General features: G+C 69.8%; 10 protein-coding genes and 1 tRNA gene. 6 read left to right on the top strand and 5 right to left on the bottom strand.

The window, feature by feature from the left end:
* Positions 1 to 46 precede the first annotated feature (46 nt).
* The 5 genes from ACWGIU_RS01215 to ACWGIU_RS01195 form a co-directional block, all read right to left on the bottom strand.
* Entirely contained in the window at positions 47 to 1,624 is a 1,578-nt protein-coding gene (locus ACWGIU_RS01215; protein ID WP_453701625.1) for a YrhB domain-containing protein, read from the bottom strand.
* 18 nt (positions 1,625 to 1,642) lie between these two features.
* Positions 1,643 to 3,277: a putative T7SS-secreted protein gene (locus ACWGIU_RS01210; protein WP_453701624.1), complete on the bottom strand. Its 1,635-nt coding sequence runs from the start codon at positions 3,275 to 3,277 to the stop codon at positions 1,643 to 1,645.
* Positions 3,277 to 3,924, bottom strand: a complete 648-nt coding sequence (locus tag ACWGIU_RS01205; RefSeq protein ID WP_453701623.1) for a hypothetical protein — start codon at positions 3,922 to 3,924, stop codon at positions 3,277 to 3,279. The genes ACWGIU_RS01210 and ACWGIU_RS01205 overlap by 1 nt, the downstream gene beginning before the upstream one ends.
* Positions 3,921 to 4,409 (bottom strand): hypothetical protein, encoded by a 489-nt coding sequence (locus tag ACWGIU_RS01200; RefSeq protein ID WP_453701622.1) that lies wholly within the window; start codon positions 4,407 to 4,409, stop codon positions 3,921 to 3,923. The genes ACWGIU_RS01205 and ACWGIU_RS01200 overlap by 4 nt, the downstream gene beginning before the upstream one ends.
* Before the next feature lie 221 nt (positions 4,410 to 4,630).
* Positions 4,631 to 4,713 (bottom strand) — tRNA-Leu (locus ACWGIU_RS01195).
* A gap of 293 nt (positions 4,714 to 5,006) precedes the next feature.
* On the opposite strand from ACWGIU_RS01195, the gene ACWGIU_RS01190 reads away from it, so the two are divergent.
* The 6 genes from ACWGIU_RS01190 to pknB all read left to right on the top strand — a co-directional run bounded on the left by ACWGIU_RS01190 (position 5,007) and on the right by pknB (position 13,101).
* Entirely contained in the window at positions 5,007 to 5,846 is an 840-nt protein-coding gene (locus ACWGIU_RS01190; protein WP_453701621.1) for an FhaA domain-containing protein, read from the top strand.
* Positions 5,847 to 5,856: 10 nt separating this feature from the next.
* The gene (locus ACWGIU_RS01185) at positions 5,857 to 6,363 is read left to right on the top strand and encodes an FHA domain-containing protein FhaB/FipA (RefSeq protein ID WP_453701620.1); all 507 of its coding nucleotides are present in this window, start codon (positions 5,857 to 5,859) and stop codon (positions 6,361 to 6,363) included.
* A gap of 147 nt (positions 6,364 to 6,510) precedes the next feature.
* Positions 6,511 to 7,974, top strand: a complete 1,464-nt coding sequence (locus ACWGIU_RS01180) for a PP2C family protein-serine/threonine phosphatase (RefSeq protein WP_453701619.1) — start codon at positions 6,511 to 6,513, stop codon at positions 7,972 to 7,974.
* A gap of 34 nt (positions 7,975 to 8,008) precedes the next feature.
* Entirely contained in the window at positions 8,009 to 9,433 is a 1,425-nt protein-coding gene (locus ACWGIU_RS01175) for an FtsW/RodA/SpoVE family cell cycle protein (protein WP_453701618.1), read from the top strand.
* Entirely contained in the window at positions 9,430 to 10,893 is a 1,464-nt protein-coding gene (locus tag ACWGIU_RS01170; protein ID WP_453701617.1) for a peptidoglycan D,D-transpeptidase FtsI family protein, read from the top strand. Before ACWGIU_RS01175 ends, ACWGIU_RS01170 begins: the two co-directional genes overlap by 4 nt.
* A gap of 195 nt (positions 10,894 to 11,088) precedes the next feature.
* Positions 11,089 to 13,101, top strand: a complete 2,013-nt coding sequence (gene pknB / locus ACWGIU_RS01165; RefSeq protein WP_453701616.1) for a Stk1 family PASTA domain-containing Ser/Thr kinase — start codon at positions 11,089 to 11,091, stop codon at positions 13,099 to 13,101.
* The last annotated feature ends 67 nt before the right edge of the window (positions 13,102 to 13,168 follow it).

Below are 13,168 nucleotides of genomic sequence, written 5' to 3'. Positions count from 1 at the left end.
GTCCGCAGGTCCTCCCGCAGAGGCGAGGGCGGCCGTCCGCACTCCTTCACCGATACCGGACCACCCGCACACCGGACTCGCGGAAGCCGTCCAGATCCCGCAGCTCCTCGGCGGCGGAGTCGATCAGCCCCACCATCCCCGACTCGCTGTGCAGCCCCGCGAGGAGCAGCCCGGTGCTCTCCCGCCCCCGTGCGTCCAGCCGCCGTACCCACACCAGGGCCCGGCCCCCGGCCGGCAGAGCCCTGAGGCCCTGGACCGCCGCGGCCACCGTCGGATACTCCGCGACGGACAGCACCGGGCCCAGTGCCGCCATCGTGGAGGTGAACCATTCGGCCTTGTCCGGCGCGGGCACCGGCCCCGCGGGCTGGTCCCGGTCCCAGGCGGCCAGGAAACCCCAGGGGTCGGAGTTGGGCAGCAGGAACGGCTCCTGCGGCCCCTTCGGCACGACCACCGCGGCGTCGAGCATCGCGCGACGCCAGTCACCGGTACGCAGCGCGGCCGTCGTCTGGCAGGCGAACAGCCACCCCCGGGCGGTCTCGTCCTCCGAGGCCGGCTCCACCAGCTCGACCGGTTCCGCGTACGTCTCCCTCAGCCACCGCTCGGCCTTGTGCCGGGCGGTGGCGAGGTCGGGCGCGGTCGTCACGGCCCCGGCCTCGGGGACGACACGGGCGAAGACCAGCTGCAGCACCCCGACCTGGTCCAGGCGTGCCAGCCCGCCGGTCATCCCGTCCAGGAACACCACCTGACCGCTGTTGTTGTGCGCGTACAGCAGGTGCCCGCTGACCTCGGTGCCGCCGATGACCCGCCGTACCCACACCACTCCCTGGGTGTCCGGTCCGGTCTCCTCGGCGCGCGCGATCACCTCGTCCCAGCTCGCGCACCGCAGCTCGCGGGCGGCGGGGAAGTAGCGGCGCAGCAGCAGCTCCCACCAGCCGGGCGCCTCGTGCGAGGGCTGCCACGGCAGCGGCGACGAGGGGCCGCCCGCGATCGCGGCGGCCGTCGTGACCACGCAGCCGCGCGCGTTCAGCCGCCTCGCCTGCGCCTGCGGGTCTCGCTCGACCGGGTCGTGCGTGTACGCCGAGGCGTCGCCCCACGGATCGTTCGAGGCGGGATGGAACGGCTCCCCGTAGTCCTTGGGCACCACGAGCGACGCCGCCAGCATCGGCGTACGCGGGTACCCCGGTTGCTCGATGGTCCGGCAGGCGAACAGCCAGGTCCCGGCGTCCTCGGCGACGGGGTCGATGCCCACCAGCTCGACGAGCCCGTTGTACGTGGACAGCAGCCACTCCAGCGCTGTCTGCCACGGCTCCGCCTTCGAGGTCTTCGCCGTGCCGGCCCGCTCCCAGCCGCCGTGGCGCACGTAGGCGAGGTACTCGTCGAGGGGCAGGTGCGTCGGCGGGAAGTCCACCCGGGACCCGTCCTTGGCCACGATCACCAGTTTGTTGAACGGACCCACCAGGGGATCCCCGGCGTCGATGCTCTCCTGGGTGTCGTACCGGACGATCCAGGCCAGCTCGTGCTCCTGCGTGAGCTCCGGCTTCAGCACGATCGTCCACGGCTCCGAGGCGAACGCCTGATCGAGGCGGGTCCGGGCCGCTTCGACGGCCTCGTTCAACGTGAGCATTTCTGATTCCTGACGACGCTAGCGGTAGGGGACATGGGCGATCTCGCTGATGTTGTGTGTCTCAAGTGTGGCCAGCTTCCCCGTCTGGCCGTCCAGGAAGACGACCCCGTGAGGGGTGTTCACCGCGTTGAAGACGTGGCCGGCCATGCCGTGGCGGGAGATCGCGACCACACTGCGCGAGTCCGGCCCCCGCGCTTCCAGGTCCTTGACGATGTCGTCGTAGTTGCCGACGACCTTCTTCGCGCTCGGTTCCACACCGAGCTCCTTGTACGGGATGTCGCCCGGCCCGGTCTTCGGCGCGGCCGAGACCTCCACCCCGTCCAGCCGGCGGTCCAGCGTGACCACGTTGTTGGTGCAGTTGTACTGGTAGCCCGGCATGTTCGTATGGTTCATGTCCTTGAGCCACGGGTACTGGTCGTCGACGAACTTCTGGGCGTCCTTCTTCCCGACGGAGTCGGCGTGGATCGAGGGCCGCTCGGTCACGCCCTTCGTCGGCTTCGCCAGGTGCGACCAGGCCGACGGCTTCGTCGCCGCCGTCTCCGCGAGCCGCACGCCCGCCCGGGCGCCGCCGAACCCCTTGGTGCCGAGCAGTTCCGGCACGAGCCGGCCCAGCCCCTCCGACGGGTCGTTCTTGAAGCTGTCGATCAGCGCGCCCGGGATCCGCTCCGGGTGGGCGGCGGTCGAGACCAGCCCCGCCAGCGTCATGTTGAGGTTCTGCTGGTACTCGGCGGGGTGGGTGAGGTTGTACGGGTCCATCGGGTTCAGGCCGCGCGCGAAGTTGAGCAGCCCCGCCGTGCCCTTGACCACGCCGCCGACGAAGTGGTTGAGCTCCACCGCCTGGCCGGCGAAGTGGTCGGTGATCCCGGCCAGCGCCCGGTCCGTCGCCGAGGGCTCCTTCGGGGCGTGCGCCAGCGCCGCCTCCATCGCCTTGGCCACGGTCCCCGCGGCCTCGTCCCGCTGCCTGCGGGCCTCGTTCAGGATCTCGTGGGCCCGCCTGGCGTCGGCCTTGCCCACGTCGCCCGGCTTCTGCGGCACCGGTCCGGGATCCTTGCCGGCCTCAGCCGCCGCGGTGTACGCGTGAGCCTTGGCGGCGTAGTCGTCGTGGGCGTCCTTGGCGGCCTTGACGGCCGCCTTGTACAGGTCGATGGCCTGCTGCGCCTGCTTCTGCGCCCACTCCACCGTCTCCGCGTACCGCGTCAGCGCGCCCGCGGCGGCCTCGCAGGCGTCGGAGGCGTGCAGCCAGTCCGTGGGGTGCATCGCGAACTTCTCGCGGAACGCGTCGGCCGCCTGCCCCTTCCAGTGGCCCGAGTCCAGCGCCCGCATGCCCTGCCCGACCCGGTCGAACGCCCCCTGGAAGTCGCTCAGGTGCTTCGCCGACTCCCGGATCTTCGCAGGCTTGCCGTGGACGAGCTCGTTCGCCTGCTCGGTCTGGCCGAGCTGCTGCTCGCCGACCGAAGCACCCAGGTCCGAGGCGAAGTCGTCGCCCCAGTCCTCGACCTTGTCCGCCCAGTCGTCCGCCCCGACGTACTCCAGGCCGGCGCCGATCCCGTCGGTGGCCTTGTCGACGCCCTGCCCGACGACCTTCTTCGTCTCCTCCCATCCGTCGTCCAGCTTCTGCAGACCCTTGTCCAGCAGACCGCCCCAGTCCGTCATCAGCGCTCTCCGCCCGACGGCTGCGGCTGCGGCTGCGGCTGCGGCGCCGGACCGACCCAGTCGTCGACGGCCGCGTCCACCTCGTCCCGCATCCCCGTCGCGTTGATGATCTGGTTGCCGAGGAGCATGTCGGAGCTGTTGACGTCCCGCACCGCGCCCTTCCAGGCTTCCTTGCTGTTCTCGCGCGCCCGGTCGAAGGACTCGTCGCTGTAGTCCGCGTCCCGGACCTGCGTGTACACGTTGTCGGAGAGAACCCCGCCCCAGTCCTTGTCGATGATCTCCTTCTCCGACGCGTACGGATTACCCATCGCGGAGTTCGTGAGGACCTTGAAACTGCCCTGGATGTACTGGTCCTGCTCGTGCATCACACCCGCCGACAGACCGACGTCGAACGCGAACCGGTTCCCCTGCTGCACCAGGGCCCGTACACCCCACTCCCAACGCTCGCAGAACGTCTTCATCGAAGCCGTCAGGCCCTCGTGCCCGCTCTCCATGCCCGAGAGCGCCAGATCCGAGAAGCCCCGGCCCATGCTGGCCGAACCCACCATGCCGAGCTCCTTCAGCTCGCCCAGCGTGTCCGTGATGCCCTTCGCTATCTGTCCCAGCGCCTGCTTCGAGACATCGACGTCCGCCCCGTCCCCGCTCACGCGTACTCCTCCTGTCCGTCCCCGTCGAGCGCCGCACCGTCCGGCACCAGCCCCCGCACCGGCGGGAAGACGATCCCGTCCGGCCCTGCCGCGTCCAGCGCCACCCCGCACGGGAAGTCCAGCGCCGGGATCACCTCGTCCAGCAGCCGCGCGCCGACGATCCGCCGGTACGGCCACTCCCGCTCCGCCTCACCTCGCGCGTCGGCGAACCGGGCCAGGGTCCGGGGCTCCGAGAACGCGCAGATCCAGTCCAGGCCGCCGAGCTCCGCCGTCCACAGGCCGGCGCGGTCGTCCAGCGGCACCAGCACCACCCGGCTGCGGAAATCCGCCAGCCGCTCCAGCACCGCCTCGCGGGCCGCCTCCGCATCCACCTCACCGGCATGATCCGGCTCACGCGCCGGTGCGGTCGGCTCCAACGGTGCCCCGGCGTCCACCCGCTGCGTCGCGGCGGCCCTCAGCCGCCCCCACTCCTCGTCGAAATCCACCCACGACTCCTCGTACCGACCGGCAAGCACGATCGCGCACGTCCGGCGCCGGCGGCCACAACTGGTCTCACAATTCGGACAGTTGGCTCACCCTAACCCCGTCCTCCGACAGGACCGCAGCTCAGGGGCCCCGAGGAGGGACGTACGTCACACCCGCACGCGAAGCGGGGAAACACGAAACGGCCGCCACCGCTTTCGCAGTGACGACCGTTTCGTCGATGTGGGCGAGGGGGGATTTGAACCCCCACGTCCCGAAGGACACTGGCACCTGAAGCCAGCGCGTCTGCCGTTCCGCCACTCGCCCGAGCGGCGCCCCAGTGGATCTTCCCTTTCGGGCCTTTCCCCTGGCGACGTCGAAACATTAGCACGGAGAACGGGGTGGATTCACATCGCTTTCCCGGCACCCACGCACCCCGCCGCGGACGGCCCCTCCCGCACTCCGCTCCCGGTGCGGGACACTGTCCCTGGGGCGCCCCTACGATCCCTTGTGAGGACCAACACTCGTCCTCACAGGAACGATGGGGAACCACCCGAATCCGCCACGCGTGGATACGATCAGTAAGCAGTACAGGGCGACAGTGACGGAGGAGGTGCCCCATGGGAGTTCTGAAGCGGTTCGAGCAGCGACTCGAAGGTCTGGTGAACGGCACCTTCGCCAAGGTGTTCAAGTCCGAGGTCCAGCCGGTGGAGATCGCCGGAGCCCTCCAGCGGGAGTGCGACAACAACGCCACCATCTGGAACCGCGAGCGGACCGTCGTCCCCAACGACTTCATCGTCGAGCTCAGCGCCGGTGACTACGACCGCCTGAGCCCCTACTCCGGGCAGCTCGGTGACGAGCTCGCGGGCCTCGTCCGCGACTACGCCAAGCAGCAGCGCTACAGCTTCATGGGCCCCATCAAGGTCCACCTGGAGAAGGCCGACGACCTCGACACCGGGCTGTACCGGGTCCGCAGCCGCACCCTCGCCTCCAGCACCTCCCAGCCGCAGGCCCCCCAGGGCGGGCAGCAGGGTGGTCAGGCGGCCCAGGGCGGCTACGGGTACCCCCCGGTCGCGGCCCCGCCCATGCCCAGCGCCCCGCCCCCCGGCGGACCCGGCGCTCGGCGGCCCGCTCCGGGCGGACCCGCCGGACCGGCCCCCGCGGCCGGCCCGGGTGGTCCCCGGCGCCACTGGATCGAGATCAACGGCACCCGCCACCAGATCTCGCGCCCCACGCTCGTACTCGGCCGAAGCACGGAAGCCGACGTGCGGATCGACGACCCCGGCGTATCCCGCCGGCACTGTGAGATCCGGACCGGAACGCCCTCGACGATCCAGGATCTCGGGTCCACCAACGGCATCGTGGTGGACGGGCAGCACACCACCCGCGCTACGCTCCGCGACGGCTCGCGGATCGTCGTGGGCAGCACCACCATCATTTATCGGCAAGCCGAAGGGTGAAGCGGGGGCAATGTCAGAGCTGACCCTGACGGTCATGCGGTTGGGTTTCCTGGCCGTTCTGTGGCTGTTCGTCATCGTGGCCGTTCAGGTCATCCGCAGCGATCTCTTCGGGACGCGCGTGACCCAACGCGGCTCCCGTCGTGGTGGCGGCGGCGCCGGCGGCGCCCCGCAGCAGGCGGGCGGCCGCCAGGCCGCGCCTCCGCAGCAGCGCCAGCGGCGCGGGGCACCCACCAAACTCGTCGTCTCCGAGGGCATCCTCACGGGAACCACGGTGGCCCTCGCCGGCCAGACGATCACGCTTGGCCGCGCGCACGACTCCACGATCGTGCTGGACGACGACTACGCGTCCAGCCGCCATGCCAGGATCTATCCCGACCGTGACGGCCAGTGGATCGTCGAGGATCTCGGGTCCACCAACGGCACGTATCTCGACCGGACCCGGCTGACCACCCCGACGCCCATTCCGCCGGGCGCACCGATCCGCATCGGCAAGACCGTCATCGAGCTGCGGAAGTAGTACGAGAATGAGCGAGCGGAGCGAGCGCGCGGCGGCGATCCGTCCCACCGAGGGCACGGACCCGAGCGCGCTCCCGACCGGAGGGTGGGCAGTGTGGCTCGAGACCGGTTGTACCCGGAGGCAGCTTCGTCGACAGGGCAGGTGCGCATGAGTCTGTCCTTGCGGTTCGCCGCCGGATCACACAAGGGCATGATCCGTGAGGGGAACGAGGACTCCGGCTACGCCGGTCCCCGGCTCCTCGCGATCGCCGACGGCATGGGAGGCCAGGCCGCCGGCGAGGTCGCGAGCTCCGAGGTGATCTCCACCCTCGTGCAGCTCGACGACGACGTCCCGGGCTCCGACATCCTCACCTCCCTGGCCACGGCCGTGCAGCGCGCCAACGACCAGCTGCGGGTGATGGTCGAGGAGGATCCGCAGCTGGAGGGCATGGGCACCACCCTGACCGCCCTGCTGTGGACCGGCCAGCGTCTCGGCCTCGTCCACGTCGGCGACTCCCGCGCCTACCTGCTCCGCGACGGCGTCCTCACCCAGATCACCCAGGACCACACCTGGGTGCAGCGCCTCGTCGACGAGGGGCGCATCACGGAGGAAGAGGCCACCACCCACCCGCAGCGCTCGCTCCTGATGCGCGCGCTCGGCAGCGGGGACATCGTCGAGCCCGACCTCTCCATCCGTGAGGTCCGGGCCGGTGACCGCTACCTGATCTGCTCAGACGGGCTCTCCGGCGTCGTCTCCCACCAGACCCTGGAGGAGACCCTCGCCGACTACCACGGTCCCCGCGAGACCGTGCAGTCGCTGATCCAGCTCGCGCTGCGCGGCGGCGGACCCGACAACATCACCTGCATCGTCGCCGATGTCCTCGACACCGACAGCGGTGACACCCTCGCCGCGCAGGTCAGCGACACCCCGGTGGTCGTCGGCGCGGTCGCCGAGAACCAGCACCAGCTCTTCGACGGCGGCAACGCCATGCAGACCCCCGCCGGCCGGGCCTCGGGCCTCGGCCGCCAGGGCCAGCCCCCCGCCGGCGCCTTCGGCCCCCCCGGCAGCGGCGACGCCACCGGCTACGGGTACTCCTCCGACCAGGGCAAGGGCGCCGGCGCGTACGGCACCTTCGGCGAAGCCGACGCCTACACGGGCGACCCCGGCTACGAGGACACGTACGACCACCCCCGCAGGCGCCGCAGCAAAGGGCGCAAGTGGACCACCCGTACGCTGACCCTGCTCATCGTCGCCGGTGTCGTCGGCGGTGGCCTCTACGCGGGCTGGCGCTGGACCCAGACCCAGTTCTACGTAGGGGTGAAGGGTGAACACGTCGCGCTCTTCCGCGGCATCAGCCCGAAGCTGGGGCCGCTGGAGCTCTCCAAGGTGGACACCGACCGCCCCGACATCGAACTGAAGTACCTGCCGCCCTTCAAGCGGAAGCTGGTCGAGGCCACCATCAGCGAGAACAGCTTCGACGCGGCGCGCAAGAAGCTCGACGATCTCGGTGTCCAGGTGTCCGCCTGCAAGAAGGACGAGGAACGCCGCAGCGCCGAGGCGCAGAACAGCCAGACGCCCGCCCCCAGCCTGACTCCCGAGGAGCAGCAACTGGTCGGGCTGTGCGGCAAGTAGTAGACATACGCGGGCGCAGGGGGCCTGCCACACCATGAGCGTTGTCACCAATACGACCACCATCGGCGCCATCGAGCTGCCGAGCAGGCGGAACACCGAGCTCCTGCTGCTCGGCTTCGCCGTGCTCATCCCGATGTTCGCCTACGCCAACGTGGGCCTCGCGATCAACGGAACGCTGCCCCCCGGCATGTTCCTCTACGGCCTCGGCCTCGGCGCCCTCGCCGGGATCGCGCACTTCGTCGTGCGCCGGTACGCCAAGTACGCCGACCCGCTGCTGCTGCCGCTCGCCACGCTCCTCAACGGGCTGGGCCTGGTCCTGATCTGGCGCCTGGACCAGTCCAGGCGCCTGCAGAACCTCGCGAAGACGGCCTTCGGCGGGTTCTCCCCATCCGCGCCCCGCCAGATGATGTACACGGCGGTCGCCATCGCCCTGTTCGCCGCCGTCCTGCTGATCCTCAAGGACCACCGCGTCCTGCAGAGGTTCACGTACATCTCGATGGCCGGCGCCCTGGTCCTGCTGATCCTGCCCGTCATCCCGGGCCTCGGCGCCGATGTCTTCGGTGCCAAGATCTGGATCAGCGTGGGCGGCTTCTCCATCCAGCCCGGTGAGTTCGCGAAGATCGTCATCGCGATCTTCTTCGCCGGCTACCTGATGGTGAAGCGCGACGCGCTCGCGCTGGCCAGCCGCCGCTTCATGGGCCTCTACCTGCCGCGCGGCCGCGACCTCGGCCCGATCCTGATGATCTGGGCGATGAGCCTGCTCGTCCTCGTCTTCGAGAACGACCTCGGCACCTCGCTGCTCTTCTTCGGCATGTTCGTGATCATGCTGTACGTGGCCACCGAGCGCACCAGCTGGATCGTCATCGGCCTGCTCATGTCGGTGGGCGGCGCCGTGGTCGTGGGCACCTTCGCCAGCCACGTCAAGGTCCGCGTCACCGCCTGGCTGGACCCCTTCGCCTGCTACACCACCTCGGGTGCCTGCGAGCAGGTCGGCCAGTCGATCATGAGCTTCGGTTCCGGCGGGGTGCTCGGCGCCGGCTGGGGCCAGGGCAACTCCGACCTCATCGGCTTCGCCGCCAACTCCGACTTCATCTTCTCCACCGTCGGAGAAGAGCTCGGCCTCGCCGGGGTGATGGCCTTCCTCCTGCTGTACGGGCTCATCATCGAGCGCGGCGTGCGCACCGCCCTCGCCGCCCGCGACCCCTTCGGCAAGCTCTTCGCCATCGGCCTCTCCGGCGCCTTCGCGCTCCAGATCTTCGTGGTCGCCGGCGGCGTCATGGGCCTCATCCCCCTCACCGGCATGACGATGCCCTTCCTGGCGTCCGGCGGTTCCTCCGTCCTCGCCAACTGGATCCTCATCGCCATCCTCATCCGGATCAGCGACACCGCACGCCGCCCCGCACCGGCCCCCGCCCCGTCCCCCGACTCCGAGATGACCCAGGTGGTCCGTCCGTCATGAACAAGCCCCTGCGCCGCATCTCGCTGTTCTGCGGGCTGCTCGTCCTCGCCCTGCTGATCCGCACCAACTGGCTGCAGTACGTGCAGGCGGAGGAGCTCAGCACCCGCAAGGAGAACCGCCGGGTCCAGATCGCCCAGTACGCGACCGAGCGCGGCAACATCATCGTCAAGGGCGAGCCGATCACCGGTTCCAAGGTGACCGACGGCAGCGACTACAAGTTCAAGCGGACCTACACGAACGGCGAGCTCTGGGCTCCCGTCACCGGGTACGCCTCCCAGGCCTTCGGCTCCACCCAGCTGGAGTCCCTGGAGGACGGCATCCTCACCGGCAACGACGACCGGCTGTTCTTCGACCGCACCATCGGCATGTTCACCGGGGAGAAGAAGCAGGGCGGCAACGTCGTCACCACGCTGAACCCCGAGGCCCAGAAGGCCGCCTTCGAGGCGCTGGGCACGAAGAAGGGCGCCGTCGCGGCCATCGACCCGCGCACCGGCGCGATCCTGGCCCTGGTCTCCACGCCCTCGTACGACCCCTCGCGCTTCGCCGGCAACTCCACGGCCGACGGTAAGGCCTGGTCCGAACTGAAGGACAGCGAGGACAAGAACCTCGTCAACCGCGCCCTGCGCGAGACGTACCCGCCGGGCTCCACCTTCAAGGTGGTCACCGCGGCCGCCGCCCTCGAACACGGCGTCGTCCAGGACATCAACGCCCCGACGGACACCCCGGACCCGTACTTCCTGCCCGGCACCCGGACCGAGATGATCAACCACGCCAAGGGCTGCGAGAAGGCCAGCCTCAACGAGGCGCTGCGCATCTCCTGCAACTCGGTCTTCGCGAACATGGGCGACAAGGTCACCCGCGACAAGATGGTGGAGACCTCGGAGAAGTTCGGCTTCAACAACGACAAGATCGATGTGCCGGTCCGCGCGTTCGCCAGCATCTACGACAAGAAGATGGGTAAGGACGGCAACGCCCAGAGCTCCATCGGCCAGTTCAACACCGCCGCCACTCCGCTGCAGATGGCCATGGTCACCGCCGCGATCGCGAACGACGGCAAGCTGATGAAGCCGTACATGGTCGACCAGCTCCAGGCCCCCAACCTGGACATCATCGAGAAGCACGAGCCGCAGGAGATGAGCCGGCCGCTCTCCGCCGCCAACGCGGAGAAGGTGCAGCAGATGATGGTCAACGTCGTCCAGAACGGCACCGGCTCCAAGGCCCAGATGAGCGGCGTGACGGTCGGCGGCAAGACCGGTACGGCGCAGCACGGCGAGGGCAACAAGAAGCGCCCGTACGCCTGGTTCATCTCCTACGCCGAGACCCCGGACAAGACCTCGCCCGTCGCGGTCGCCGTCGTGATCGAGGACAGCGAGGCGGACCGTGAGGACATCAGCGGTGGCGGTCTGGCTGCTCCCGTCGCCAAGGCGGTCATGAAGGCGGTACTGAACAGCCAGGGGTGACCGAGGGATCACGGTCCGGAGTGCGGTGACTCACATCACAGAATTCCGGCCGGGTCCGAGCGTACGGTACCGGTCCAGTATCAGCCTGTGGCCACGAACCGATCACGGACGATCGGCCGGTAGCCTTTGCGCGAACAGCACACCGCCGGACCACACACAGGTGCGGTCGGGACTGACGGAGAGGGCTGCAACGTTATGGAAGAGCCGCGTCGCCTCGGCGGCCGGTACGAGCTGAGCCACGTGCTCGGCCGTGGTGGCATGGCCGAGGTCTACCTCGCCCACGACACCCGGCTCGGCCGTACCGTCGCCGTCAAGACCCTGCGTGCCGATCTCGCCCGTGACCCGTCCTTCCAGGCCCGGTTCCGGCGCGAGGCCCAGTCGGCCGCGTCGCTGAACCACCCGGCGATCGTCGCGGTCTACGACACCGGCGAGGACTACGTCGACAACATCTCCATCCCGTACATCGTGATGGAGTACGTCGACGGCTCCACCCTGCGCGAGCTGCTGCACTCGGGCCGCAAGCTGCTGCCCGAGCGCACCCTGGAGATGTGCATCGGCATCCTCCAGGCCCTTGAGTACTCGCACCGCGCCGGCATCGTGCACCGCGACATCAAGCCCGCCAACGTGATGCTGACCCGGACCGGCCAGGTCAAGGTCATGGACTTCGGCATCGCCCGCGCCATGGGCGACTCCGGCATGACCATGACGCAGACGGCCGCCGTCATCGGCACCGCCCAGTACCTCTCGCCCGAGCAGGCCAAGGGCGAGCAGGTCGACGCGCGTTCCGACCTCTACTCCGCGGGCTGCCTGCTCTACGAGCTCCTCAGCGTCCGGCCCCCGTTCGTCGGTGACTCCCCCGTGGCCGTCGCCTACCAGCACGTACGGGAAGAGCCGCAGCCGCCGTCGAACTTCGACCCCGAGATCACGCCCGAGATGGACGCCATCGTCCTCAAGGCACTGGTCAAGGACCCCGATTACCGCTACCAGTCGGCCGACGAGATGCGCGCCGACATCGAGGCCTGCCTCGACGGCCAGCCCGTCGCCGCCGCCGCCACCATGGGCGCGGCCGGCTACGGCTATCCCGACCAGGGGCACGGCTACGGGCACCAGGGCTACGACCAGCCCACCACCGCCCTGCGCACCACCGACCCCGGTGGCCAGACGTCGATGATGCCGCCCATGCCCCCGGGCGACGGCGGATACGGCCATGGCGGCTACGACCAGGGCCCGGGCCGCCGCCAGAAGAAGAGCAAGGCGTCCACCGTCCTGCTCGTCGCGGCGGGCATCCTCGTCCTGGTCGGCGCGATCCTCATCGGCCGCTCGCTCTTCGGCGAGGGCGCCGACAACCGGCCCGCCGTGCCCAAACTCATCGGCCAGACCTTCGAACAGGCGCAGAAGAGCGGCACCAACAGCCGTCTCAAGGTGGTCAAGGGTCCCGACGCACCCTGCGACGACCAGCCCAAGGGCATCGTCTGCAAGCAGGATCCCGCGCCCGACGCCAAGGTCGACGACGGCTCCACCGTCACGGTGACGGTTTCCACAGGCGCGCCCAAGGTGGCGGTCCCCAGCGTGGTCAACCTCAAGTTCGAGGACGCGGAGAAGCTGCTCAAGGAGAAGGGCCTGCAGGTCGAACGCAAGGCCCAGGAATCCGCGCGCGCCGCCGGAACCGTCCTTGAGCAGAGCCCGAACGGCGGCGAGGCGGAGCGCAACAGCGTCGTCATGCTGACCGTCGCCAAGGAGATCTCCAAGGCCGCGGTGCCGGACCTCAGGGGCAAGCAGAAGGACGAGGCGATCAAGGCCCTCACGGACGCCGGGCTCAGGCTCGGCAGCGTGACGGAGACCGAGTCGCCCGGCGCCGTACCGGGCACGGTCGTCAACCAGCAGTTCGATCCGGGCCAACAGGTCGAGGTGGGCAAGTCGGTGAACATCACCATCGCCAAGGCCTCGGCGCAGACCGTGGTGCCCAACTTCAACAACCTCACCGTGGACCAGTACAAGGAGGAGCTGCGGCGCGCCAACCTGCGGCTCGGCGTGGTCACCGGCTCGACGGAGGGCAACGCGATCGTCGTGCGCTCCGACCCGGCGCCGGGTACCCCGGTCAACACGGGCCAGACCGTGAACCTCATCGCCCTCGGCGGTGGCGGCCAGCAGCAGGGCGGCAACAACAACGGCGGCGGCGGCTTCGGCGGCCTGATCGACAACCGCTAGAGGCCCCGTCGTCGTGGCCCCGGCCACCGGCAGGCGAAAAGGTCCGGCCTCCCTCCCCGTTACGGGG

The organism is Streptomyces sp. NPDC054840 (genome assembly GCF_053611065.1).
Note: the sequence above shows the minus strand (reverse complement) of the source record. Positions and strands in the feature narration are given on the sequence as shown.